The 23,413-nt window shown below is 32.9% G+C and carries 20 protein-coding genes, 36 tRNA genes, 1 other RNA gene and 1 other annotated feature; of the genes, 3 read left to right on the plus strand and 54 right to left on the minus strand.

The window, feature by feature from the left end; translation table 11 throughout:
- Positions 1-102 precede the first annotated feature (102 nt).
- The 36 genes from UF10_RS06730 to UF10_RS06905 all read right to left on the minus strand — a co-directional run bounded on the left by UF10_RS06730 (position 103) and on the right by UF10_RS06905 (position 4,017).
- Positions 103-176, minus strand: a tRNA-Arg gene (locus UF10_RS06730).
- Between the two features lie 143 nt (positions 177-319).
- Positions 320-676, minus strand: a complete 357-nt coding sequence (locus UF10_RS06735; protein WP_106777056.1) for a NifB/NifX family molybdenum-iron cluster-binding protein — start codon at positions 674-676, stop codon at positions 320-322.
- A gap of 155 nt (positions 677-831) precedes the next feature.
- Positions 832-902 (minus strand) — tRNA-Cys (locus UF10_RS06740).
- A gap of 24 nt (positions 903-926) precedes the next feature.
- A tRNA-Lys gene (locus tag UF10_RS06745) sits at positions 927-999 on the minus strand.
- 32 nt (positions 1,000-1,031) lie between these two features.
- Positions 1,032-1,107 (minus strand) — tRNA-Lys (locus UF10_RS06750).
- A 6-nt stretch (positions 1,108-1,113) separates the two neighbouring features.
- Positions 1,114-1,190, minus strand: a tRNA-Met gene (locus tag UF10_RS06755).
- A gap of 17 nt (positions 1,191-1,207) precedes the next feature.
- Positions 1,208-1,283, minus strand: a tRNA-Phe gene (locus UF10_RS06760).
- Positions 1,284-1,291: 8 nt separating this feature from the next.
- Positions 1,292-1,380: transfer RNA gene (locus tag UF10_RS06765), tRNA-Ser, on the minus strand.
- 37 nt (positions 1,381-1,417) lie between these two features.
- Positions 1,418-1,493 (minus strand) — tRNA-Gln (locus UF10_RS06770).
- Between the two features lie 20 nt (positions 1,494-1,513).
- Positions 1,514-1,587: transfer RNA gene (locus tag UF10_RS06775), tRNA-Arg, on the minus strand.
- A 26-nt stretch (positions 1,588-1,613) separates the two neighbouring features.
- Positions 1,614-1,697: transfer RNA gene (locus tag UF10_RS06780), tRNA-Leu, on the minus strand.
- 18 nt (positions 1,698-1,715) lie between these two features.
- Positions 1,716-1,800: transfer RNA gene (locus tag UF10_RS06785), tRNA-Tyr, on the minus strand.
- A gap of 3 nt (positions 1,801-1,803) precedes the next feature.
- Positions 1,804-1,879 (minus strand) — tRNA-Thr (locus UF10_RS06790).
- A gap of 19 nt (positions 1,880-1,898) precedes the next feature.
- Positions 1,899-1,975: transfer RNA gene (locus UF10_RS06795), tRNA-Asp, on the minus strand.
- A 30-nt stretch (positions 1,976-2,005) separates the two neighbouring features.
- Positions 2,006-2,081, minus strand: a tRNA-Val gene (locus UF10_RS06800).
- Positions 2,082-2,084: 3 nt separating this feature from the next.
- A tRNA-Gly gene (locus UF10_RS06805) sits at positions 2,085-2,158 on the minus strand.
- 14 nt (positions 2,159-2,172) lie between these two features.
- Positions 2,173-2,244 (minus strand) — tRNA-Glu (locus UF10_RS06810).
- Positions 2,245-2,255: 11 nt separating this feature from the next.
- Positions 2,256-2,331, minus strand: a tRNA-Met gene (locus UF10_RS06815).
- Between the two features lie 37 nt (positions 2,332-2,368).
- A tRNA-Leu gene (locus tag UF10_RS06820) sits at positions 2,369-2,458 on the minus strand.
- Between the two features lie 10 nt (positions 2,459-2,468).
- A tRNA-Asn gene (locus UF10_RS06825) sits at positions 2,469-2,543 on the minus strand.
- A 5-nt stretch (positions 2,544-2,548) separates the two neighbouring features.
- A tRNA-Cys gene (locus UF10_RS06830) sits at positions 2,549-2,622 on the minus strand.
- 30 nt (positions 2,623-2,652) lie between these two features.
- A tRNA-His gene (locus UF10_RS06835) sits at positions 2,653-2,729 on the minus strand.
- 2 nt (positions 2,730-2,731) lie between these two features.
- Positions 2,732-2,808: transfer RNA gene (locus UF10_RS06840), tRNA-Pro, on the minus strand.
- A gap of 28 nt (positions 2,809-2,836) precedes the next feature.
- Positions 2,837-2,913: transfer RNA gene (locus UF10_RS06845), tRNA-Ile, on the minus strand.
- 9 nt (positions 2,914-2,922) lie between these two features.
- Positions 2,923-2,999 (minus strand) — tRNA-Met (locus tag UF10_RS06850).
- 16 nt (positions 3,000-3,015) lie between these two features.
- A tRNA-Lys gene (locus UF10_RS06855) sits at positions 3,016-3,091 on the minus strand.
- A 15-nt stretch (positions 3,092-3,106) separates the two neighbouring features.
- Positions 3,107-3,181, minus strand: a tRNA-Gln gene (locus UF10_RS06860).
- 8 nt (positions 3,182-3,189) lie between these two features.
- A tRNA-Arg gene (locus UF10_RS06865) sits at positions 3,190-3,266 on the minus strand.
- Between the two features lie 21 nt (positions 3,267-3,287).
- Positions 3,288-3,362, minus strand: a tRNA-Gly gene (locus UF10_RS06870).
- Between the two features lie 30 nt (positions 3,363-3,392).
- Positions 3,393-3,476: transfer RNA gene (locus tag UF10_RS06875), tRNA-Leu, on the minus strand.
- 18 nt (positions 3,477-3,494) lie between these two features.
- Positions 3,495-3,579: transfer RNA gene (locus UF10_RS06880), tRNA-Tyr, on the minus strand.
- Between the two features lie 3 nt (positions 3,580-3,582).
- Positions 3,583-3,658, minus strand: a tRNA-Thr gene (locus tag UF10_RS06885).
- Positions 3,659-3,679: 21 nt separating this feature from the next.
- Positions 3,680-3,756 (minus strand) — tRNA-Asp (locus UF10_RS06890).
- A gap of 25 nt (positions 3,757-3,781) precedes the next feature.
- Positions 3,782-3,857 (minus strand) — tRNA-Val (locus tag UF10_RS06895).
- A 3-nt stretch (positions 3,858-3,860) separates the two neighbouring features.
- A tRNA-Gly gene (locus UF10_RS06900) sits at positions 3,861-3,934 on the minus strand.
- A gap of 11 nt (positions 3,935-3,945) precedes the next feature.
- Positions 3,946-4,017, minus strand: a tRNA-Glu gene (locus UF10_RS06905).
- Positions 4,018-4,486: 469 nt separating this feature from the next.
- Between UF10_RS06905 and UF10_RS06910 the strand changes: the two genes are divergently transcribed.
- Positions 4,487-5,788 carry an MGDG synthase family glycosyltransferase gene (locus UF10_RS06910; RefSeq protein ID WP_106777057.1) on the plus strand — a complete coding sequence of 434 codons (1,302 nt, stop codon included), beginning with the start codon at positions 4,487-4,489 and terminating at the stop codon, positions 5,786-5,788.
- 97 nt (positions 5,789-5,885) lie between these two features.
- Here UF10_RS06910 and UF10_RS06915 read toward each other — a convergent pair whose 3' ends face one another.
- The 5 genes from UF10_RS06915 to ffs form a co-directional block, all read right to left on the minus strand.
- Positions 5,886-6,077 carry a hypothetical protein gene (locus UF10_RS06915; RefSeq protein ID WP_106777058.1) on the minus strand — a complete coding sequence of 64 codons (192 nt, stop codon included), beginning with the start codon at positions 6,075-6,077 and terminating at the stop codon, positions 5,886-5,888.
- A gap of 16 nt (positions 6,078-6,093) precedes the next feature.
- The gene (gene recR / locus UF10_RS06920) at positions 6,094-6,693 is read right to left on the minus strand and encodes a recombination mediator RecR (protein ID WP_106777059.1); all 600 of its coding nucleotides are present in this window, start codon (positions 6,691-6,693) and stop codon (positions 6,094-6,096) included.
- Positions 6,694-6,720: 27 nt separating this feature from the next.
- Positions 6,721-7,065, minus strand: a complete 345-nt coding sequence (locus UF10_RS06925; RefSeq protein ID WP_106777060.1) for a YbaB/EbfC family nucleoid-associated protein — start codon at positions 7,063-7,065, stop codon at positions 6,721-6,723.
- 111 nt (positions 7,066-7,176) lie between these two features.
- The gene (gene dnaX, locus UF10_RS06930; RefSeq protein WP_106777061.1) at positions 7,177-8,853 is read right to left on the minus strand and encodes a DNA polymerase III subunit gamma/tau; all 1,677 of its coding nucleotides are present in this window, start codon (positions 8,851-8,853) and stop codon (positions 7,177-7,179) included.
- A gap of 58 nt (positions 8,854-8,911) precedes the next feature.
- Positions 8,912-9,177, minus strand: an RNA gene (gene ffs, locus UF10_RS06935) — signal recognition particle sRNA large type.
- A 302-nt stretch (positions 9,178-9,479) separates the two neighbouring features.
- On the opposite strand from ffs, the gene prxU reads away from it, so the two are divergent.
- On the plus strand, positions 9,480-10,202 hold the full coding sequence (gene prxU / locus UF10_RS09300) for a thioredoxin-dependent peroxiredoxin (RefSeq protein WP_106777062.1): 723 nt from the start codon (positions 9,480-9,482) through the stop codon (positions 10,200-10,202).
- 85 nt (positions 10,203-10,287) lie between these two features.
- On the opposite strand, the gene UF10_RS06945 is transcribed toward prxU, so the two are convergent.
- From UF10_RS06945 to UF10_RS06955, 4 genes are all read right to left on the minus strand, one after another.
- Complete coding sequence (locus tag UF10_RS06945) at positions 10,288-11,502, minus strand: cell wall-binding repeat-containing protein (RefSeq protein WP_106777063.1); 1,215 nt, start codon at positions 11,500-11,502, stop codon at positions 10,288-10,290.
- Positions 11,503-11,622: 120 nt separating this feature from the next.
- Entirely contained in the window at positions 11,623-12,666 is a 1,044-nt protein-coding gene (locus UF10_RS06950; protein ID WP_106777064.1) for a cell wall-binding repeat-containing protein, read from the minus strand.
- A 321-nt stretch (positions 12,667-12,987) separates the two neighbouring features.
- A complete protein-coding gene (locus tag UF10_RS09505; RefSeq protein ID WP_330403936.1) occupies positions 12,988-13,182 on the minus strand; it encodes a hypothetical protein in 195 nt (64 codons plus the stop codon).
- A 36-nt stretch (positions 13,183-13,218) separates the two neighbouring features.
- Entirely contained in the window at positions 13,219-13,746 is a 528-nt protein-coding gene (locus UF10_RS06955; RefSeq protein ID WP_330403937.1) for a DODA-type extradiol aromatic ring-opening family dioxygenase, read from the minus strand.
- Positions 13,747-14,494: 748 nt separating this feature from the next.
- Here UF10_RS06955 and UF10_RS06960 point away from each other — a divergent pair.
- A complete protein-coding gene (locus UF10_RS06960; RefSeq protein ID WP_106777065.1) occupies positions 14,495-15,241 on the plus strand; it encodes a hypothetical protein in 747 nt (248 codons plus the stop codon).
- 427 nt (positions 15,242-15,668) lie between these two features.
- Here UF10_RS06960 and UF10_RS06965 read toward each other — a convergent pair.
- The 9 genes from UF10_RS06965 to UF10_RS07005 all read right to left on the minus strand — a co-directional run bounded on the left by UF10_RS06965 (position 15,669) and on the right by UF10_RS07005 (position 23,322).
- Positions 15,669-15,758 (minus strand) — tRNA-Ser (locus UF10_RS06965).
- A 124-nt stretch (positions 15,759-15,882) separates the two neighbouring features.
- Complete coding sequence (locus UF10_RS06970; RefSeq protein WP_106777066.1) at positions 15,883-16,377, minus strand: nucleoside deaminase; 495 nt, start codon at positions 16,375-16,377, stop codon at positions 15,883-15,885.
- A 93-nt stretch (positions 16,378-16,470) separates the two neighbouring features.
- Entirely contained in the window at positions 16,471-17,202 is a 732-nt protein-coding gene (locus tag UF10_RS06975) for a thiamine phosphate synthase (RefSeq protein ID WP_106777067.1), read from the minus strand.
- Between the two features lie 27 nt (positions 17,203-17,229).
- A complete protein-coding gene (gene thiH / locus UF10_RS06980) occupies positions 17,230-18,399 on the minus strand; it encodes a 2-iminoacetate synthase ThiH (RefSeq protein ID WP_106777068.1) in 1,170 nt (389 codons plus the stop codon).
- Between the two features lie 10 nt (positions 18,400-18,409).
- The gene (locus UF10_RS06985; protein WP_106777069.1) at positions 18,410-19,177 is read right to left on the minus strand and encodes a thiazole synthase; all 768 of its coding nucleotides are present in this window, start codon (positions 19,175-19,177) and stop codon (positions 18,410-18,412) included.
- A gap of 24 nt (positions 19,178-19,201) precedes the next feature.
- On the minus strand, positions 19,202-19,837 hold the full coding sequence (thiF, locus tag UF10_RS06990) for a sulfur carrier protein ThiS adenylyltransferase ThiF (protein WP_106777070.1): 636 nt from the start codon (positions 19,835-19,837) through the stop codon (positions 19,202-19,204).
- 1 nt (position 19,838) lies between these two features.
- Positions 19,839-20,063: a sulfur carrier protein ThiS gene (gene thiS / locus UF10_RS06995; protein WP_242969071.1), complete on the minus strand. Its 225-nt coding sequence runs from the start codon at positions 20,061-20,063 to the stop codon at positions 19,839-19,841.
- 298 nt (positions 20,064-20,361) lie between these two features.
- Complete coding sequence (gene serS, locus UF10_RS07000) at positions 20,362-21,642, minus strand: serine--tRNA ligase (RefSeq protein WP_106777072.1); 1,281 nt, start codon at positions 21,640-21,642, stop codon at positions 20,362-20,364.
- A 112-nt stretch (positions 21,643-21,754) separates the two neighbouring features.
- Positions 21,755-21,960: a binding site (T-box leader), on the minus strand.
- A 237-nt stretch (positions 21,961-22,197) separates the two neighbouring features.
- A complete protein-coding gene (locus UF10_RS07005) occupies positions 22,198-23,322 on the minus strand; it encodes a cell wall-binding repeat-containing protein (protein ID WP_242969072.1) in 1,125 nt (374 codons plus the stop codon).
- Between the last annotated feature and the right edge of the window lie 91 nt (positions 23,323-23,413).

Raw genomic sequence — 23,413 nt, forward strand, 5'->3', positions numbered from 1 at the left:
TTATTTTTATATAAAAGCATATATAATTAGTAAAATCCTTATAATTTTATAAAAAAAAGCTGTTTCCAAATCTAGATTTTCTAGTTTAGAAACAGCTTTAAGTGCGCCCGGCGGGACTCGAACCCACAACCCCTTGATTCGTAGTCAAGTACTCTATCCAGTTGAGCTACGAGCACATATCACAAAATAATACCTTTATATTATATCATATAAACTTTCTTTTTTCAAGTAATTAAAAGAAATAGTATCTACCTTTGTTTGTATTATCAAAAGTAGATACTATTTTTATTAGCTTTATTCATCAATCAATTTCTATTAATTAATGATGGCAAGAACCGTGATCACCGTGTCCAGCACAGTTTGCTCCCATATCTGATATAGTTCCATCAAGATATGACATAACTGCCTTTTCTGGGTCTCCTGCAACTCCTGAGAATGACTTTATACCCTTTGCTGCTAGTCCATCAACTGCTCCCTGTCCCATTCCAGAAGTAATTATAACATTAATATTGTTTTCAACTACGAATTCTGGCATTGTTGAGCAATGATTTCCCTGAGTATCTAGTTCCTCTCTAGATATTATCTTTCCATCTTCTACTGTGAAAACTGAAAAATTCTTAGCATGCCCAAAGTGACCGCAAATAACACCGTTTTCAGTTGTAACTGCTATTTTCATATTGTTGCCTCCTTAAATTATATTATCTTACTCCTATATTCTACAATAAAAAAACTTTTTATGCCATGATTTTCTAAATGTTTATGCAAATTACTTGCAATTATTTTTGGGCATAAAAAAACGAAGGCATTTTCCTTCGTAAACATATATATAAAAGGCGACACCCAGATTCGAACTGGAGATCAAGGAGTTGCAGTCCACTGCCTTACCACTTGGCTATGTCGCCATAATGTTATGATATATAAAAAAATGGATCATCGGGGGTTCGAACCCCGGACACCCTGATTAAGAGTCAGGTGCTCTGCCAGCTGAGCTAATGATCCATATTGGTTAGTAGCAATCTATCTTTAAAGAATGGTGGATCATCGGGGGTTCGAACCCCGGACACCCTGATTAAGAGTCAGGTGCTCTGCCAGCTGAGCTAATGATCCGTAATATGGTAGCGGTAACGGGACTTGAACCTGTGACCTTCCGGGTATGAACCGGACGCTCTAGCCAACTAAGCTATACCGCCACGTTATCACAAAATAATGGTGCCTAGAGGCGGAATCGAACCACCGACACGGGGATTTTCAATCCCCTGCTCTACCGACTGAGCTATCCAGGCAACTATTATGGCGGAGAGGGTGGGATTCGAACCCACGGTGCCGTAAAGCATCACTGGTTTTCAAGACCAGCTCCTTAAACCACTCGGACACCTCTCCATAAATATTAGATTACGTAAATATATTAAATTTTAATTGGCTGGGGATGCGGGACTCGAACCCACGGATGCATGAGTCAAAGTCATGTGCCTTACCGACTTGGCTAATCCCCAACATCATTATTATTTATAAATGAGCGCACAGGGATTCGAACCCCGGACACACGCCTTAGAAGGGCGTTGCTCTATCCAACTGAGCTATGCACCCAAATTCTTAAAATTTTGTCAATAAACTGGTGCGGATGAAGGGAGTCGAACCCCCACGCCAAAGGCGCTAGATCCTAAGTCTAGTGCGTCTGCCAATTCCGCCACATCCGCGCATCTTGTTTATTAAACTGGTGGAGGATGGTGGATTCGAACCACCGAAGTCGTAGACAACAGATTTACAGTCTGCCCCCTTTAGCCACTCGGGAAATCCTCCTAATGGAGCTGGTGATAGGACTTGAACCTACAACCTGCTGATTACAAGTCAGCTGCTCTACCAATTGAGCCACACCAGCATGTGTGTTTGTATAAAAATGGCGACCTGGAAGGGGTTCGAACCCTCGACCTCCAGCGTGACAGGCTGGCATTCTAACCAACTGAACTACCAGGCCGCATTATTAATATAATTTTGTATTTATTTTTGGTGGGAGTAACAGGGCTCGAACCTGTGACCCCCTGCTTGTAAGGCAGATGCTCTCCCAGCTGAGCTATACTCCCACATGGAGCGGGTGAAGGGGATCGAACCCTCACAGCTGGCTTGGAAGGCCAGAACTCTACCATTGAGCTACACCCGCGAAAAATAAATAAATGACTCCTAGGGGAATTGAACCCCTGTTACCGCCGTGAAAGGGCGGTGTCTTAACCGCTTGACCAAGGAGCCAGAAAAAAAAATGGTTGCGGAGAAAGGACTTGAACCTCTGACCTTCGGGTTATGAGCCCGACGAGCTACCAACTGCTCCACTCCGCGACATATGGATATTACTTTATATAATTTGTTAATTACATGGTGCCGAAGACCGGAATCGAACCGGTACGAAAGTATAAGTTTCGCAGGATTTTAAGTCCTGTGCGTCTGCCAATTCCGCCACTTCGGCATATTGAATATGGCTCCAAGGGTGGGGCTCGAACCCACAGCCTACCGGTTAACAGCCGGTTGCTCCACCATTGAGCTACCTTGGAATATATGGAGGCGACGTCCAGATTCGAACTGGAGATCAAGGAGTTGCAGTCCACTGCCTTACCACTTGGCTACGTCGCCATATATTGTTACCATATTAAAAATAAAAACTGGGGTGGGTAAAGAGATTCGAACTCTCGATCTCCAGAGCCACAATCTGGCGCTTTAACCAACTAAGCTATACCCACCATGGTCGAGGTGAAGGGACTCGAACCCCCGGCCCCATGGTCCCAAACCACGTGCGCTACCAAACTGCGCTACACCTCGATATTAAAACTATTTAATTAAAATTAAATGGTGGACCATCAGGGACTCGAACCCCAGACCTACCGGTTATGAGCCGGGCGCTCTAACCAACTGAGCTAATGGTCCAAATAATCTTGGTAGCGGTAACAGGACTTGAACCTGTGACCTTCCGGGTATGAACCGGACGCTCTAGCCAACTAAGCTATACCGCCACATATTATTCTTAAATGGTGGATCATCGGGGGCTCGAACCCCGGACACCCTGATTAAGAGTCAGGTGCTCTCCCGGCTGAGCTAATGATCCACGTTATAATTAAATTGGCAGGGGATGAGGGATTTGAACCCCCGAATGTATGAGTCAGAGTCATATGCCTTACCGCTTGGCGAATCCCCTACATTATATGGTGAGCGCACAGGGATTCGAACCCCGGACACACGCCTTAGAAGGGCGTTGCTCTATCCAACTGAGCTATGCACCCACATAAGTATTGGTTTTATATTGGAGCGGGAAACGAGATTCGAACTCGCGACATCGACCTTGGCAAGGTCGCGCTCTACCACTGAACTATTCCCGCTCATTTAATCTTTAATTATAAGTAATAAACTGGTGCGGATGAAGGGAGTCGAACCCCCACGCCAAAGGCGCTAGATCCTAAGTCTAGTGCGTCTGCCAATTCCGCCACATCCGCGCATCTTGTTTATTAAACTGGTGGAGGATGGTGGATTCGAACCACCGAAGTCGTAGACAACAGATTTACAGTCTGCCCCCTTTAGCCACTCGGGAAATCCTCCTAATGGAGCTGGTGATAGGACTTGAACCTACAACCTGCTGATTACAAGTCAGCTGCTCTACCAATTGAGCCACACCAGCATGTGTGTTTGTAATAAAAAATGGCGACCTGGAAGGGGTTCGAACCCTCGACCTCCAGCGTGACAGGCTGGCATTCTAACCAACTGAACTACCAGGCCGCATTATTATATTATATTGTTTCTATGGTGGGAGTAACAGGGCTCGAACCTGTGACCCCCTGCTTGTAAGGCAGATGCTCTCCCAGCTGAGCTATACTCCCACATGGAGCGGGTGAAGGGGATCGAACCCTCACAGCTGGCTTGGAAGGCCAGAACTCTACCATTGAGCTACACCCGCGTATTATATTATGACTCATAGGGGATTTGAACCCCTGTTGCCGCCTTGAGAGGGCGGAGTCTTAACCACTTGACCAATGAGCCTTAGTCATTGATTCTCAAGTACCTTAAACGATTTATCAACTGCTGTCCCTTTGGACAAGTATTATAATACCAAAGTATAATCTAATTGTCAATAGAATTTATGACTTTTTTTTGGATATTTCATTTTTTTTGATTTTCATTTGAAAACTTGCCTATAAATTTACGTTTTTATTTATTTAAGCTACTTTTATAGTATAAGCTATTAATTTAATTATTAGAAGGCTTTTTCTCACTTATTAAGAATATCTTAAGATTCCATAATGTTTTATGTAATTTGCTTTTAATTCCCATTATAATGTTCTATAATCATATATGAAATTGATAAAAATGTATAGCATATATACTTACTTAATTAATATTTATTGAGTTTGCTTGAGATTCAAGTACAATAGTGTTAGATTTTTAAGTTTTATTATGTGATATTTATTTATATATATAGAAAGGAGGCGGCTTAATAGCCAAACATAATATGAAAAAAGTATTGATAATGACTGCTTCTACTGGTGGTGGACATAACAGAGCTGCCAAGGCCATCGTAGAAGAATTGGAAATGAGAACTTTTAATGGTGAAAAAATAGAATGTAAGATTATAGATAGCTTTAAGCTTGTAAATCAAACTGTAGACAAGGTTATATCAGAAGGATATGAAATGTCAGCAAAGTATACTCCATATGCTTATGGTAAAATTTATAATTTATCTGACAAAAAATTCTTTTCAAGCAATGAGTTTAAGAATAATCCCCTATCTATAATGATGGCAAGAAAGTTTAAAAAGATGATTAGAGAGGAACTTCCTGATCTGATTATAAGTACACATGCCTTCCCTTCAGTTGCACTTAGCAGACTTAAAAAGGGTGCAAGGGGTGAAGATTTAGGAGAAGCATTTGATGAGTTTGTAGCAAAATCAAAGGAAGAAACTTATAACTTCCCTCCACTGATTTCTGTACTTACAGATTATACAGCTCACTCTTCTTATCTACAAGATGAGATAGATTTTTATATATGTGGTGATGAATATGTAAAAGAACTTCTTATAGAGGATGGTATTCCTGAAGATAAAATAAAACCATTTGGTATACCTGTTGAAAAATCTTTTATGGAAAATAGACCTAGAGAGGAAGTTTTAAAAGAGCTTGGATTGGACCCTTCAAAGAAAACTGTACTTCTTATGGGAGGTAGCTTTGGAGCAGGAAATATCAAGGGCACACTGGACGAAATTTCTCAGATAGATCGTGATTTTCAAGTTCTTGTAGTTACTGGTAGAAACGAATCCTTAAAAAACAGTCTGGAATCAAGGGTATCAGATTATGATACAAATATTGATATAAAGATTATCGGTTTTACCAATATAATGAACGACATTCTTTCTGCTACAGATATATTAGTTACAAAGCCAGGTGGCTTGACTACTACAGAAGCTCTGCTAAAGGATGTTCCTATGGTAATTCCTTACTTTATACCAGGACAAGAAGGTGAAAACCTTGATTTTTTAACAAACTGTGGTGTTGCTATCAGAACAACAGATAAATTTTCTATAAAATCTGTAATAAAAGTTTTAATAGACAATCCAAACAGACTTAATAGGTTAAAAGAAAATATAAAAGAAATTAAAAAGCTTAACTCTTCAGAGAATATAGCTAAGTTATCTCTAGAGATTTTCGAAAAATACAAAGTTGATTACTCTTCTTTGCTAAACAAGAAAAATGCTCTAAAAAAACTTGAACACAACGGACTACTAAACTTTAGCTCTCTTTTTTCTTTTTTTTTATAAAAGGCAAGAGACAAAGATTTAAATTCAAATTTTAAAGCAAAGATAAATAAATTAATAATATAAAAAGGTTGGGGAATTTCCCCAACCTTTTCTTTTGCTATTTTTTAATCGGCGGCTCATAGTAATCTTCTTCATAGTCATATTGAAAATGCCTAGCATTATTTCTAAATGCACTACTATCATTTACTCTTTTGTATCTCGAATTTTTTTTTGCCGCACCGACCTTTTTTTTATTGTGTCTCTTTTTAATTAGAAGGTCTGTTGCTTTATTTTCATCATAGCTTTCCAAATATATCACCTCTAATTTATATTTCTCTTCTTCCTTCCAATGCCTTGGATATAGTCACATCATCTGCATATTCCAAATCTCCACCTACTGGAAGACCATGGGCTATTCTAGTTACCTTAATCCCCATAGGCTTTACAAGACGTGATATATACATAGCTGTAGCTTCTCCTTCTATTGTTGGATTAGTCGCCATTATGAGTTCTTTTATAGTACCATCTCCCAATCTAGAAATTAATTCCTTAATATTTAACATTTCAGGACCAATTCCATCCATTGGAGATATTACTCCATTCAACACATGATATTTTCCATTGTAATCTTTAGTTCTTTCCATTGCTGCAACATCTCTAGGATCTTCAACCACACATATAGTAGATGAATCCCTATGAGAATTTGCACATATCGGGCAAATGTCAGAATCAGAAATATTACAACATTGTTTGCAGTATTTTATTTCTTTTTTTACATCTACAAGCGCCTTAGATAGTCCTTCAACATCTGCTGGGTTCATATTTATAACATGAAATGCCAGTCTTTGAGCCGTTTTTCTACCTATACCAGGTAGCTTTGAAAACTCATTGATCAGTCTATCTATTGGTTCACTATAGTTTTCCATATTTTATAAATGAGTCCCCTTTTCTTATTAGAAAGGTAGATTCATTCCTCCAGTGTACTTACTCATTTGAGATTTTTGTATTTCTTCTATTTCTCTTATAGCCTGATTTACTGCACTCAAAACAAGATCTTGTAGCATCTCTACATCATCTGGATCAACTACTTCTGGCTTAATTTCTATATCTGTGACTTCCTTCTTTCCATTCATCTTTACTATTACTGCTCCACCACCTACAGAAGCTTCTACTTCCTTTTCTTCTAGTTCTGCCTGTGATTTTTCCATATCAGCCTGCATCTTCTGAGCCTGCTTTAATAGGTTGTTCATATTCATTCCGCCTGGCATCTTTCCGCCAAATCCGCCTTTTTTAGCCATTTTAATTCCTCCTCATTATCCTTAATTTTAATTTTTTGTATTCTATTTTGAAATAATCATATGTAGCTTATTTTACCGTAATTATAGCCACCATGCAACTTTTATATAATACTAATCTTGAATCTCTAAATTATCCCCCAAACTTTCTTTTAGGGTTTTTATAGCATCATCTATGTGCTCTTCCTCTTTATCCTCATCTTTTGGACCTTCAAAGCTCATATTTGCCAGATCTTTTTCAAGAATAAATCTAGGTTCTATATTTAGACCAAACACTTTTCTCATAGTAGCCTTTATATAGGCATAATTTTCATCTTCATTTAGTCTATCAATAGCAAATGTAAATCCCTCATTAAATATTACATAAAGAATCTCATTTTTATACTTCAAGTCTAGTTTTTCCACTAAAAATGCTCTCAAAGGCATCTTTTTATCGACCCTCATCTGCTCCAACATTCTATCCCAATCATCTACTATATCTTGTAACTCTTCATTATCTAATATATCAACTTTATCATCTACTACTATTGGATCATCCGCTTTCAAGCTTGCACTTGCAATATTTGATAAACTTTGTTCTTCACTTGTATATTGAGCATAAGCCGAAGCATTGGGAGCCACTATATTTGATGTTATATTTATTTTGCCATCTTCTACTATTTTTTCTATATTTTCCAACCTTTTAATTAAAGACTGACTTGTATTGTCAGTGGATGGAGAAGATAACTTCATTATATAGATTTCAAGAGTCATTCTCTGGTTTGTTGAATACTTTAATCTATCCATCAACTCTGATAAAATTGACAATATCCTAATTATTTCTTCCATTTCTATAGAATTAGCCAGATTTGTAATTTCTTCTGCATATTCTTTAGAAAGATCCATAAAATCATCCGCTTTATTGAATATCTTTATCATCATTAAACTTCTAAAAAAAGAACTTGTATCTTGAACTAATATCTTAAGATCCTTACCCCACATAAAATAATCGTCTATCAACTTCATAGATTCCGATATATTAGAATCTAATATTGCTCTTGCAAAATCTAAAAGCTGAGAAGGATCTGCTGAGCCTAATAAGTCTAATACATCCTTAGCCGAAAGTTTCCCAGATGTAAAAGCAACACATTTATCCAGTATACTAAGAGCATCTCTGACAGATCCCTGCCCATTTCTTGCTATTATTTTCAATGCATCTTCGTTTATATCTACATCTTCGGACTCACAAATTAACTTCATATGTTGCATCAATGTTTCTATAGATACTCTCTTGAAATCAAATCTCTGACATCTAGAAAGTATTGTTGCTGGAATTTTATTTGGTTCAGTCGTTGCTAAAATAAAAATAACATAGGAAGGTGGTTCTTCTAATGTTTTTAAAAGAGCATTAAATGCTCCTTGAGACAACATATGAACCTCATCTATTATATATACCTTATATTTAGAATTGTTGGGAGTGTATTTCACTGTATCTCTTAACTCTCTGATATCATCTACACTGTTATTTGATGCAGCATCTATTTCTATAACATCTAAATTTGATCCATCTAATATACTCTCGCACACTTGACATTCATTGCAAGGTATAGGTGACTCTCCTGTACAATTCACTGCTCTTGAAAGTATCTTTGCAGTAGTTGTCTTACCAGTACCTCTAGTACCACAGAAAAGATATGCATGACTTAAACTATCATTTTTTATCTGATTTTTTAAGGTTCTTACTATATGTTCCTGACCTATGACATCATCAAATATGAGAGGCCTATACTTTCTATACAAAGCCTTGTGCATTATATCCCTCCAAAAAAAATAATCCCATTAACTGGGATTTGAATTTATATGTTTAAAGCTGTACACCATTCATCGACACCTAGCTCTGACCGTTGCCTATGTAGTTGGCTACTTACAGGCTTCCCTAAGGCACACAAAAATGATCACTTACCGCTGCTTTCTTCCGAATCTGACGGAGTTCATGAGTTTTCATTGCTTAGGACCTGTATATCAACACTACTTGCATAGGACTGCATCATTGATAGAATTGCCTCCGAATGGAATTCAACCCCACTGAAGCGGATTGTGGGTTACAGGGCACCGCTATCTCCCCATCTAGTACAGCAAAATTATAACCAATATTGTAGTCTAACATACTAATTTCAATCTAAGTTAATAACAAAATTGAAACTATAAAAATGTAATTTAACATAGCTAATTACATTTTAAATAATATCATATAGAAGAAAAATATTCAATAGTTAAGATAAATAAGATTAAATTTTTCAGAAAAAACCTTTATTATTCTAAATTTTCTAAAAAAAGTATTGACTTTCATTATCGATAAGTGTTATCATTGATTTAAATAATCTATATTCAAATTGTTGTATATAGATTATAACTATAGTTTTGTAGGAGGTAACTATATGTCAGAAGAAAAAAAAGCATTTGGATGTGGTTCAAAAACTAATTCCAACAACAATAAAGTAGAAGAAACTAATAAAAATATAGAAGAATCAATTATAAAGGAGGAAACACAGAATATGTTAAAAATAGGAAAACCGGCTCCGGACTTTGAAGTTCCAGTCTATCATAACGGAGAATTTACAAGTGTTAAATTAAGTGATTATAAGGGAAAATGGGTACTTCTTTGCTTCTACCCAGGAGACTTTACATTTGTCTGAGCTACTGAAGTATCAGCAGTTGCTGATAGATATAAGGAATTTCAGGATATAGATGTAGAAGTAATTTCAATGAGTGTTGATAGCGTATTTGTACACAAGGTATGGAATGATACTGAACTTTCAAAGATGGTAGACGGTGGAGTACCTTACAAGATGGGCTCTGATGCTGGCGGTGAAGTTGGAAAGATGTATGGAATATACGATGATGAAGGTAAGGTGGATACTAGGGGTAGATTTATAATAGATCCAGACGGAATAGTACAGGCATTTGAAGTACTAACTCCTCCAGTTGGAAGAAATGTATCTGAAGCTCTAAGACAGATTCAAGCATACCAGCACGTTAGAAAGCACAAGGGTGCAGAGGTTACTCCTTCAGGATGGCAGCCAGGAAAGAAGACTCTAAAGCCAAGCCCAGACTTAGTATCAAACGTTTGGAAGCATTGGACTGTAGATGACGCAAAATAAGAAATATATAAATAATTAAATCCTTTTTGTAATATCAAAAGAGCTAGGTAAATTTACCTAGCTCTTTTTTCTAACTTCTATTTAATTATCTAAATCCATCTAGATCATAACCTTTATCAAAATCTACTGAGTACTCAACATTTGACAGATTTAATTCACCAAGAATATCCATAGGAATCCCGTTCCTATCAAATTTACTAGCATTTACTTCATAGCTAGAATTGTTATCTTTTATTGTTTCTTCATTTACTTTTAACTTTTTCAGCTCATTTTCTACATTTTTAGATACTGACTTTTCTCCACCAACTATAATTACATTTTTTATATCCTTATTTTTTATGTAATTGGCTGTATCTTCATTTAATCTATTTGGCTGAGTTAAAAGTACTACTCCATTGTTTTGAGTTGCTACTAAACTTGATGATAAGGCATCTGGATAATCTTCTCCATTTACTAAAACAACTGTATTAACTCTTTTGTTAAATACTGTTTCATATGCTTTTGCAATTTCTACAGATGTTTTATATCTATTATTTCCATATATTCTACCTGAGTAATATCCATCATTATAAACTAATCCACCTTGATATTGATCGTGTGTAGAAAACTCCCCTGAAACAGAATTAAATCCACCTATTATATATTGCCAGTTATAAGGATTCTTTAAATATTCTATATCTGAATAATCTCGATTATACACTGATTTCATTCCCATAAGATACGTCGCTTGACTTCTTATAGATTCTGATAAAAAAGGTATTGATGATAATAAATCTGGATACTTTAAATCATTTATCAATATCCCAGTTCCCTCTCCTCTTGGTTGACCTTCAAAAAATGTTGAAAATATCTTACCATCAATATTACCTTCTATTTCGCCAAAATAACTAATACCATCGTAAAATCTTTCAATTTTGATACTTTTAGATTTCAATGTATTATCTATACTTTTATCTAATATATTATAGTCCCCCATAATATAAACTCTATTAACATTTAATCTCTTTAATTCATTTAATATATCACTTCTTACTCCATGCTTAGGGTTCACAAAGTAAGGTACTTTCAAAGAAGATGCCATATAACTACCATACAGAGCCGTTCTAAAATCATTTCCACTAGCTATTACCGCAAGATTACCGTTTGCACTGTTCATATACTTTTTATTAGCATTTACCGTTGTTTCATATCTGTCCCATCCAGATACTCTGCTAATATTAATCTTTTCATCAGCATTTGATATCGCTAAACTAGATAAAAACAACATAATTCCAAGACATACTGATACTAATTTTTTCATAAATAATCTCCTTTTAAATTATATTTTAACTTTTGTTATAACATATATAATTATTTGCTTAATTATAAAAACATCACTCTTCCTTATTTCAATTTTAAATTATTATCTATTAATTCTTTCTTAATTTACTTTTAAATTTTTCAGCTCATTTTCTACATTTTTAGATACTGACTTTTCTCCACCAACTATAATTACATTTTTTATATCCTTATTTTTTATGTAATTGGCTGTATCTTCATTTAATCTATTTGGCTGAGTTAAAAGTACTACTCCATTGTTTTGAGTTGCCACTAAACTTGATGATAAGGCATCTGGATAATCTTCTCCATTTACTAAAACAACTGTGTTTTTATAAGGAATACGATCGTATATATATTCTCCATTTTGATTTACATTCCCAAATTCCGTACCTTCGAAAGTTTTAAATGTTTCAGCTATCTTAACAGCAGTCTCGTATCTATTAGCCCCATCAAACCTTTTTCCAAGTGGAACTATAGGAATATATTCGGGAATAGTATTCATTCCACCTACTACATATTCATAATCATCAATCGGTCTATTCCAATCTCCATAATCAATTAAGTCAAATCCAAATCTCCTAGACATTTCTGATGCAAATGGAGCAACAGAAAGCATATCAGGAAATTTATTCATATTAATCAACATTTTATGATATTCACCAGTATCAAAAGTAAAGTTGATAATTTGACTAGTAACTCTTAATGTTGGTATTATAACTCCTTGCTCTCCTGGAACGATATCCTTTATTCTTTCAGATTTAATTTTATTATTTTTTAAAGTATTATCAATACTTTTATCTAATACACTATAGTCCCCCATAATATAAACTCTATTAACATTTAATCTCTTTAATTCATTTAATATATCACTTCTTACTCCATGCTTAGGGTTCACAAAGTAAGGTACTTTCAAAGCAGATGATAAGTAACTTCCACAAAAAGCCGTTCTAAAATCATTTCCACTAGCTATTACCGCAAGATTACCGTTTGCACTGTTCATATACTTTTTATTAGCATTTACCGTTGTTTCATATCTGTCCCATCCAGATACTCTGCTAATATTAATCTTTTCATCAGCATTTGATATCGCTAAACTAGATAAAAACAACATAATTCCAAGACATACTGATAATAATTTTTTCATAAATAATCTCCTTTTAAATTATATTTTAATCTATATTAATTTTTATTATAGCATATCACATCGCTTGATTTTGTATTATTCTAAATAATAAAAATAAATAATCAAAATTATAAATTTTTATTATTTATTAACTTTTACAAAAATGATATTTTTAAATTTACTCAATAAAAAAGAGCAGTCATCAACTGCTCCTTTGTTTTACAAGTATATATTGCTTTTTTATATTATTTTCTAATATTAATCCATTACTTATATTTTCTATGTATATAAATTAATATCATATCTATGTATCTAATGTCATTTCTACATATTTATATCAACTTATCTAAATATATATGAAGTCATTGATAGTGAGCCCATCATACAACCTTCATTAAATACTTCTATACTATCCTCTTTATCCACTACACCCAAAGCATATATTAGCGGCAAGAAGTGTTCCAAGGTCTTGAAGGACTTCTCATGAGATGCACCAGCACTCTTATAGTCTATAACCTTTGAAAAATCTCTACTCAATATACTTTCCTTGATATATCTATCAAATTCATAGGCTCAGTCATAGCCATCTATCTCTGGATTTATCAATCTAAGATTATGTACAACATTTCCACTTCCAAGAATCAAATACCCTTCTTTTCTGAACTTATATAGCTTCTTTGCTATTTCGAAGTGTTCATTGACAGATACAGATCCGTCTACGCTCAACTGAACTACTGGAATATCTGCCTTTGGATACATCTTACAAAGCACCGCCCAAGTTCCATGATCTATTCCCCAAGAGTTATCTATCTTTACTCCATCAATTGCTCTTTTAATCTCTTTTGCCAAAGACTTGCTACCCTCAACTGGATACTTAAATGCGTATAGCTCTTCTGGAAATCCATACATATCATATATCTGTTTTGGATGACTTTTATCATTTGTATATTTACCATTAGTATACCAGTGTGCCGATATACAAATAATTCCATTTGGTCTAGGAATAATATTTGCTACTTCTGACCACTTTTTAGTGTACTCATTATCTTCTATAACATTCATCGGACTTCCATGCCCAACAAACATAGCTGGCATCTTCATAATAACAACTCCTTTGCTAACACACATACCAACAAATCACAAATACCTTCTAATTATATTCTGATTATCTTATTACCTTTACAAATACGAATAAAGCTATTAGCACAATATCATATATCAAATCTAGTACTTTAAGATTAATAATCAAGATTTGTCTATAAATATATCTCATCTTTCAGCTTCTCAATACTTAAGTTTACAACTTTAATTCCAAGCTTACTATTATTATATCCATAATATCTATTAATATACAATTTTACATATTATATTTTATGTATTGTAAATTCCTAAATGAAATACTAATATAGTCTATATTTTTAAAATAAACTCTATTCATGTAGCTTTTACAAATCAATAAATTGCTTTAATCAGTTTGTTTTCAATATTAATTTTTATTATTTATTTGTATTTAATTGACAATGTTGCTAAAATATATTTATAGATTAAAATATCAAAAATATATTTTAGCATAAAATTTAAATCACAAAAATAGTTATTGTGATTTAAAAAATTAAAGAAACAAAAATTTTAAACTCAATCTGAATTACTTAATTTATCTGGCTTGTCTCGTAACTAGCTCACTTCTATAGAAATTAGTAATAGATTGCCTAACTTTGAGTCTTTAAAGAAAACAAACAATGCCTTTAATGTTTAAGTTAATGTTATCAGCCCATAGTGTTACTTATTTACAAATAACAGAGTAAACTCGGCTCTAACATTGAATATTTTATATGTAGGAGGATGTTTTATGAAGGAAATTGAAGGTAATATAATGCCTTATATATTTATAAAATTTTGCGATAAAATTGAATATGCTAAAGATATTTGCAATGGTGATTTGTACTCTAATACAATTGACTATTTTAGAGAAGTTGAACTTAATACAGGGAATAGTTCCCAGGGTGATAAAAATGAGTTAACTCTAAATCCGATACCATCATCAATTAAAATTTTAGATATTGAAACTGATGAACTACTTGGTGAAGCTGATTCCATAGCTAATATAAGGTTTGATAGCGACTCTAAAAAACCTATTGTATCATTAGTTGGAATCGAAATAAAAAGCATGGAAAAACTAGACTATGCAGAAAATAATTCTTACTATTTAAAGCTTCCTTTTACTGATTCTGAGATTTCTAAAATGTCTGATTCATTTGGTAAGTACTGTGTAATTATAGATCCACCTGAGCTTTATAATAATTTATACATATATAGTAAACTTAATGGAATATATACATGTATAAATAAAGTTAATTATAATTCTAATTCTAAGGAACATATTAATTGTTTTTTTAATGAAAGCGTTAATCGATTTTTCTATAAAGAATCTAAATTTAGTTATCAAAGAGAGTATAGAATTCTTTTTGATATGAAGTTACCTTGTGATCATTTTATAAAAATTGGTAAAATAGCAAATTCAAAGATTTTTAAGAGTGAAGATCTTAAAAACTTAATATTCTCTAAAGACTTTAAAATATTTCAAAAAAACATTTGATTTTAAGCTTATAATAGTGATGATAACATGATTAATTGTGCCAATGGTGAATAAAATATTTCAAAATCTAAGTTTGATGAAAATTAGAAATCTATTAATTAGTAAACTATAATAATGACCACATATTTAAAACTGTATTAAATAGAGCTGTAAAAATATATAATATTGAGAAATTATGTTATATTTGAATACCTTTCTAAGTATAAGATACCTTATTTAAAGCATTTTTTAACTTTAGAAGAACAAAGCAAGAAGCTGTAGAAACTATAAATAATATATTTAACTTTTAGAGAGGATTAAAACCTCTCTTTTTGTAGCCTAATTTTATAATTTACTGTGTTACTAGTTACAGTTCTATTATTTAAGTATTAAAAAAACTACTAATATCTAAAGTTAGTAGTTCCAATATATTCTATGAATTTTAATTTGGCGGAGAGAGAGGGATTTGAACCCTCGGTGCAGTTGCCCACACACTCGCTTTCCAGGCGAGCCCCTTAAGCCACTCGGACACCTCTCCACTTAATAAATATTGTATCTTTATATATCATATCCTTTTTAAAATAATTTAATCAGGAATTAATATTTAATACAGTATAAGATTGAATCTCACACCTTTATGATAATAACATAAAATCATACTTTTAGTAAGTATCTTTAGTGCTTTTTTTATTATTTTTCTTTTTTTCTTTTCTTCTTTCTTTAAAAAAGCTAGTCAACAGCCTAGAAGCTTCTTCTTCCATTATTCCAAAATGTGATTCTACCTTGCTATCTATTAGAAACTCCCTTTGAAATTTATTGTGCTTGTCTACTTTTTTATTTTTATTGTGACTGGCAGCTATATATAGAGACTTGATTCTTGCGTTGACTATTGCCCCACTACACATAAAGCACGGTTCCATAGTTACGTATATCTCACAATCAAAAAGTCTCCATCTGTTTAGATTTTTCTGAGCATCTTTTATTGCCATAATCTCCGCATGATTAATAGAATCTCTGCTAATTTCTACACTGTTAAATCCTCTGCCTACTATTTTATCTTCATAGACTATCACAGCACCGATTGGAGTTTCTTTTAATGAGTATGCTTTTTTAGCTTCTAGTAATGCTTCGGTCATAAAGTATTCTTCTCTATTCATAGTTTCTCTCTCTTATATTTTTATTGGATATAGTTTCTACATAGACTAGTATATCTTAAAAAAATATTTCGTCAAATCTAATTTGATTTTTACTTAAAGTTTCATTATTCCCGACATGATGCACACCCCTTTTGCACCATTTTCTACTGCCAAATATGCGTTTTGAGGCGTTATTCCACCTATTGCATAGATTGGTATCTCTACTGATGAACAAAGCTCTCTTAGAAGCTTTAACCCTCTTGGCTCTAGTCCCTTTTTACAGTCAGTTTCAAATATATGCCCAAATATAAGATAGCTTGCTCCTAGACTTTCAGCTCTTTTGGCTTCGTCAATACTATGAACTGATACACCTATTTCTTTATAGCATTTAAAAAATTTATCCAAACTTTTATTATCTTTTTCTTCTGAATCTATTTTTTCGCATATTTCTTCAAATATATATAGTGGAAGATGGATTTTTCCACCTTCCATATATAGAGCATCTTTATAATAAGAATGGGCAAATAGATCTATATTGTATTTTGATGATATCTTAAGTATATTTTTATATAAACTCTTATAACTGCTTTCACTTAAATCTTTTTCTCTCAATACAATTGAATCAATTTCAAAGTCCTTTAAAAAATCTATCATCTTTGAATCTTTCAATATATTTTTACTAGAAAAATCATCATTTTTAAAAACTATTTTTTTATTAAAATTTACTTGGTCATCTTTTTTTGAATTTTTTCTAGAAAGCAAATAATTATAAAATATCTTTTCAACTGTAATATCCAAAGAAGTCTGGCATAAACTTCTATTGCTTATTATTTTTAGTTTTATCATCAAATCCTCCTATTAGCCCATTTTATTTTACTTTCCTATTGCTAGATTTATATAATCACTCATCACTGGCTGAAGTCCAGCATCTTTTATTGCCTGAAATACTTCATCTACATTCCTAGGATCTGATATTTCAAACTGTTCATCGCCCTTTTCTTCAGCTACTTCATCTGAGTGACTTCCTATACCTGTACTTACTCCTGCCGATACTTTTGTAGCTGCTATCTTGATTATATTGTCCCTAAATCCTGCTCTTTCCCTAGTTGATACAGTGATATTGGCAAAGGGAAGAAATATTCTATATGCACATATTATTTGAAGGAGCTGCCTTTCATGTACATCTTTAGGGTTTATTTTGTCATTATTTATAATAGGTCTAAGTCTTGGACAAGATAGTGCAATCTCTGCATGAGGATACTTTTGCTGAATTAGATATGCGTGATATCCTGTAGCAAAAGCATCTTTTCTAAACTGATCCAGTCCCAAAAGTGCAGCAAAACCTACACCTCTCATTGATCCCATCAATGCTCTTTCCTGTGCGTTTGCCCTGTATGGAAATATTCTCTTATGTCCTGCTAAGTGTAGTGTTTCATACTTATCAGAATTATATGTTTCCTGAAACACAGTTACATAGTCGGCACCACAAGAATTAAGATAGGCGTATTCATCAGAGTTAACTGGATAAATTTCCAAACCTACCATATTAAAATATTTACTAGCTAATCTACAAGCTTCCCCAATATACTCTACATCAGAAAATTTTCTACTCTCTCCTGTAAGTATAAGTATTTCTTGCAATCCTGTTTGAGCTATTGCCTTCATTTCTTTTTCTATTTGTTCAAAATTTAGTTTTGACCTTTTTATTTTATTGTGTGAGTTGAATCCGCAATATATACAGTAATTTTCACAGTAATTTGATATATATAATGGTGTAAACATATAAATTGAGTTTCCAAAATGCTTTCTTGTCTCCTTTTGAGCTCTAATTGCCATATCTTCTAGAAATTCTTCTGCTGCTGGAGATAAAAGTGCTTGAAAGTCTCTTGGAGATATATTTTCTTTTGACAAAGCTTCTTTTACATCTGCTCTAGTAAAATTATCTGCATCAAAGTCATTCATAGAAGATATCACCCTATCTAAAATATCAGAATCTATCTCTTCCATTCCTTCTAAATATTTCATATGATCTATTCTTTTCATTTTTTACCTCCTAATCTTCTAAAAAACCTGTAAGTGGTGAAGATGCTACTGCACCACGATCAATTACTCTTCCCATCTTGGCTAGATATGCCTTTCTACCAGCATTTATAGCATCTTTAAATGCCTCTGCCATCATAAGAATATCTTCTGATGTTGCTATGGCTGTATTTGCCATAATAGCTGCTGCTCCCATTTCCATAGCTTCACACGCTTGAGACGGTCTTCCTATGCCAGCATCTACTATGACTGGAAGATCTATTTCATCTATCAATATCTGTATAAATTCTTTTGTTGCTAAACCTTTATTAGATCCTATTGGTGATCCTAGAGGCATAATACATGCTGCTCCTGAATTTTTTAAATCTCTTGCCACATTTAAATCTGGATACATATATGGCATAACTATAAAACCTTCTTTAGCAAGTATTTCTGTTGCCTTAATAGTTTCTTCATTGTCTGGCAACAAGTATTTAGAATCTCTTATTACCTCTATTTTTATGAAATCACCACAGCCACATTCACGTGATAGCCTTGCTATTCTTACAGCCTCTTCAGCATTTCTAGCTCCAGATGTATTTGGCAAAAGTGTTACTCCTTCTGGTATATGGTCCAATATATTTTCTACATCACCAGCAACAGCCCTTCTAAGAGCAAGTGTAATCATCTGTGCATCTGCATATTTTACTGCACTTTCTATTAAGTCAAGAGAGTATTTTCCTGATCCTAATATAAAACGTGAGTCAAACTCTCTTCCAGCTATTATTAATTTATCATCCATATTATTTACCTCCAAAAACTATAATTATTTTTTCTTTTTACTTTCTTCCAGTATTAATTCTAAGACAAGGTTTGCCTGATGAGCAGCACAAAGATTAACTCTAGGGGCCATCATTCCTGAATACTCTTCATAATCTCTAAATCCGTCTCCACAAATATAGAGATTTTTCATTACTCTTTTTGTTTTTATTCCATTTGAATCTCCAACACCAGCCATTCCAGAAGCGGAAATAATATATTTTTCTGGATAGCTTTCCAAAATTTTATTTACTAACATAGCCTTGCTATCTGCATCATCTAAGGCTTCTACTATGTATTTTTCGTCTTTTATAATATTATCTATATTTTTTTCCGTTATTTTTGTATTTTCTATTATCACTTCCACAAAAGGGTTTATTTTTTCTATTATATTTTTTATAGCTTGTGTTTTTTTCATATCTATATTTTCCAGTGTGTAGTATTGCCTATTTAAATTTGATATTTCTACATCATCAAAATCTATCAAATGCAAAGTTCCAATAGAACTTCTAGCAAGCATAACCGCTATGTTAGATCCTAAGCCACCTAATCCTAAAATACAGACTCTAGAAGATTGAAATATATCAGTTGAATCTTTTATATTTCTTTTTGATATTTCTTCTAAGCAAATATCCTCTAGCAAATTAGCCACCTCCCACAAAGCATACTATTTCTATTTTATCGCCATCAGAAAGTATGTATTGATCATAATTTCCTCTTTTTACAATATCCCCATTTAACTCTACAGCTATTTTATTTTCATCAAATTTTTCTGATCTTATAAATTCTAGCAAATTAACTGAGTCTATTTCATACTTTTTACCATTAACTTTTATCACAAATAATGCTCCTTTCTTATTTATTTCCATAAAAAAACGCACGAAGGGAAGCTACACCCGCGGTGGTGTACCCCTTCGTGCGAACATAATCAACACTCTAGTTAGGATTATACTATACAATTATCTATTATTCAAGGGTATATTCTTTATTTTCTATATTAATCAAATAATTCTATACATTCCTTTTATTTTTAACTTTTTACTTCTTAATATTAGTTTTTAAAAAAAATAACTAGAGTCTATAATATAATTATATAAAACTCTAGTTATGTATTGTTTTATTTAAATTTTACTGAAAGTTATAGTCTGATTTTATATTGAAAAAGGACTACTTTATAACATCACAGTTCATATATGGCTTTAGTATTTCTGGAACAACTACTGTACCATCAGCCTGCTGATAGTTTTCAAGTATAGCTGCTACAGTTCTACCTACTGCAAGACCTGAACCATTTAGTGTATGAACAAATTCAGTCTTAGCCTTTCTATCTCTCTTAAATCTTATATTTGCTCTTCTAGCCTGGAAATCTTCAAAGTTTGAGCAAGAAGATATTTCAACATATCTATTGTAACTTGGCATCCATACTTCTATATCATACTTCTTAGCTGCAGTAAATCCTAGATCTCCTGTACATATCTTAACTACTCTGTAAGGTATATTTAGTAACTGAAGCATCTTTTCAGCATCATTAGTAAGTTTTTCTAGCTCTTCATAAGAATCTTCTGGCTTAACAAACTTAACTAGTTCTACTTTGTTGAACTGGTGCTGTCTTACAAGACCTCTTGTATCTCTACCTGCAGAACCTGCTTCTGATCTAAAGCAAGGAGTGTATGCACAGTGCTTGATTGGAAGTTTTTCTACATCTAGTATTTCACCTGCATATATATTAGTTACAGGTACTTCTGCAGTTGGTACTAGGTAATAGTTAAGTCCTTCAATCTTAAACATATCTTCAGCAAATTTTGGAAGCTGACCTGTTCCTATAAAGCTATTTTCATTAGCCATAAAAGGAGGTATTACTTCTGTGTATCCATGATGATCACTATGATAATCCATAAAGAAAGCTATTAAAGATCTTTCAAGTCTTGCACCTAATCCCTTGTATACAGTAAATCTTGATCCAGTAATCTTGCCAGCTCTTTCAAAATCTAATATATCTAGACCAGTTCCTACATCCCAGTGAGCCTTGTAATCAAAGTCAAACTTAGTAGTTTCTCCCCATCTTCTGATTTCTACATTATCTTCATCTGTTTCACCCTGTGGAACATCTGGATTTGGAACATTAGGTATTCTAAGAAGTCTATACTTTAACTTTTCTTCAACTTCCTTTAACTGAACATCTAATTCCTTTATACTGTCAGATAACTTCTTAAGTTCTGCCTTTACTTCATCTACATTTTCACCGTTTTTCATCATAGTTGGAATCTTCTTTGATTCAACATTTGACTGATTCTTCATTACTTCTACTTCTTTAAGTATTTCTTTTCTTTTATCATCTAACTCTATTACTTCATCAAGGTCCTTAGGATCAAATTCTCCTTCTCCTCTTCTTCCCATCAAAACTTTTATTTCATCTAAGTTTTCTCTGATTCTTTTAACTTCTAACATATCTTTTCTCCTTTAAATAAATTTATTTATAATATCTTTACTGCAATGAATAAAAAACCATAAAAACAGATCGATTATCTGATTTTGGGTATAAAAAAAGACCAACATCCCTACAAGGGACGAAAGTCATATTCCGCGTTGCCACCCTAGTTGATTATAAATATAATCCACCTCATACCTTTATCGCAGGCATACGTCTAGTACTATTTCAAACTAGATGCTCCAGAGTAGATTCGAAAGATTTTGTAGAGGATTTTCAGCGACCATCCACTCTCTAAATACAATAATCAAACTACTAGGCTCCTTCATTGCTCTATATTTATATTTGTATGAATACATTATATATCAATAAATGATTTTTATCAAGTTTTTTATACAAAATATTGCCTCAATTGTATCTTTTTAAAATTCATTGATGTTTATTCTTTACTTTGGGATATTAATATATAATTTTTAAATTTTTTTATTTTTCTTTAATTATCTATTTTTTAGTATTTTAGTGAAAATCATAAAAAGGTTAGCTATTTTCTAGCTAACCTTTTTTATATTATTTAATTAAAAATCTTTAAGCATATTTTCAACATTCTTAGATACTGATTTTTCTCCACCTACAATAATCACATTTTTTATATTATTTTCTCTAATATATTTTTCAGTATCTTCATTTAATTTATTTGGCTCAGTCAAAAGCACTGCTGCATTATTTTGACTGGCTACTAGGCTAGATGATAGGGCATCTGGATAGTCCTGACCATTTACTAGCACTATTGTGTTTATATTTTGATGTAGGACTATATTATAAGCTTTTGCTAGTTCTACAGCTGTTTTATATCTATTTTTACCGCTTATTCTTCCCCAAGTTCTATATGGCTCATAAGTCTCTTCATCATTTACCATCAACTTATTTTCAAACTCTTCTCCATAGAAATAGTCTCTAACTCTATATTCCTCGGGAACACTCTGATAACCACCTATTATAAACCAGTTATCCAAAACAGCATATCCACTACTACTTACCCAATCACTCATAGAGTTTGTATTCAATAAACCTGAAGCATATTTTATGTTAGTTTTAGCTATAAATGGTACTGCAGATAATAAATCAGGAAATTTATTATCATTTATAAGAATTGCATTTCCAATATCCCCTCTATTTTCTCCTTTATGAAGAGCTTCAAATAGTATAGTATCTATATATTCATGCAAGCTCATTTCATAACAACTTCCATATCCATCACAGTATTTCTTACCATCATATACTCTTTCAACCTTTATTCCCCTAGATAAAAGAGTGTTATCTATACTTCTATCAAGTTTAGAATAATCCCCTACAACATATACCCTTTTAACATTTAGTCTTTTCATTTCATTTAAAACATCACTTCTCATTCCGTGATTAGGGTTTACAAAGTAAGGTACTTTTAGAGCTGATGCCATATAACTAGCATAAAGAGCTGTCTTAAAATCATTGCCACTAGCTATCACTGCTAGATTGCCATAAGCCTGTTTCATATACTTTTTATTGGCGTTTACCGTACTTTCATATCGGTCCCAACCTGCTACTCTGCTGACATTAATATTTTGCTTAACTACTTCGTCAGCTTTCTCATCAGCTTTTACAACTGATATACTAGACATAAAAAACAAAATTCCCATAGATATTGCTATTAACTTTTTCATATACATCCTCCCTAAACTAAATTTTATTCTATCTAAGTAAAATTATAGCATAGAAAAGTTTTTTTTACTGATTTCCATCAATTTATTTTAA

Origin of the sequence: Peptostreptococcus russellii (assembly GCF_003012055.1) — a bacterium.
Classification (GTDB): domain Bacteria; phylum Bacillota; class Clostridia; order Peptostreptococcales; family Peptostreptococcaceae; genus Peptostreptococcus; species Peptostreptococcus russellii.

Excerpts from the sequence above, each read along its gene's own strand:
- UF10_RS06735 (WP_106777056.1), bottom strand. The coding sequence starts at position 676 with ATGAAAATAGCAGTTACAACTGAAAACGGTGTTATTTGCGGTCACTTT.
- dnaX (WP_106777061.1), bottom strand. The coding sequence starts at position 8,853 with ATGCACAAGGCTTTGTATAGAAAGTATAGGCCTCTCATATTTGATGAT.
- UF10_RS06985 (WP_106777069.1), bottom strand. The coding sequence starts at position 19,177 with ATGGATGATAAATTAATAATAGCTGGAAGAGAGTTTGACTCACGTTTT.
- UF10_RS06925 (WP_106777060.1), bottom strand. The coding sequence starts at position 7,065 with ATGGCTAAAAAAGGCGGATTTGGCGGAAAGATGCCAGGCGGAATGAAT.
- recR (WP_106777059.1), bottom strand. The coding sequence starts at position 6,693 with ATGGAAAACTATAGTGAACCAATAGATAGACTGATCAATGAGTTTTCA.
- UF10_RS06945 (WP_106777063.1), bottom strand. The coding sequence starts at position 11,502 with ATGAAAAAATTAGTATCAGTATGTCTTGGAATTATGTTGTTTTTATCT.
- thiH (WP_106777068.1), bottom strand. The coding sequence starts at position 18,399 with ATGAAAAGAATAGATCATATGAAATATTTAGAAGGAATGGAAGAGATA.
- UF10_RS06960 (WP_106777065.1), top strand. The coding sequence starts at position 14,495 with ATGAAGGAAATTGAAGGTAATATAATGCCTTATATATTTATAAAATTT.
- UF10_RS06955 (WP_330403937.1), bottom strand. The coding sequence starts at position 13,746 with ATGAAGATGCCAGCTATGTTTGTTGGGCATGGAAGTCCGATGAATGTT.
- serS (WP_106777072.1), bottom strand. The coding sequence starts at position 21,642 with ATGTTAGAAGTTAAAAGAATCAGAGAAAACTTAGATGAAATAAAAGTT.
- UF10_RS06910 (WP_106777057.1), top strand. The coding sequence starts at position 4,487 with ATGAAAAAAGTATTGATAATGACTGCTTCTACTGGTGGTGGACATAAC.
- UF10_RS07005 (WP_242969072.1), bottom strand. The coding sequence starts at position 23,322 with ATGAAAAAGTTAATAGCAATATCTATGGGAATTTTGTTTTTTATGTCT.
- UF10_RS06970 (WP_106777066.1), bottom strand. The coding sequence starts at position 16,377 with ATGAATAGAGAAGAATACTTTATGACCGAAGCATTACTAGAAGCTAAA.
- UF10_RS06975 (WP_106777067.1), bottom strand. The coding sequence starts at position 17,202 with ATGATAAAACTAAAAATAATAAGCAATAGAAGTTTATGCCAGACTTCT.
- UF10_RS06950 (WP_106777064.1), bottom strand. The coding sequence starts at position 12,666 with ATGAAAAAATTATTATCAGTATGTCTTGGAATTATGTTGTTTTTATCT.
- thiS (WP_242969071.1), bottom strand. The coding sequence starts at position 20,063 with ATGGAAATAAATAAGAAAGGAGCATTATTTGTGATAAAAGTTAATGGT.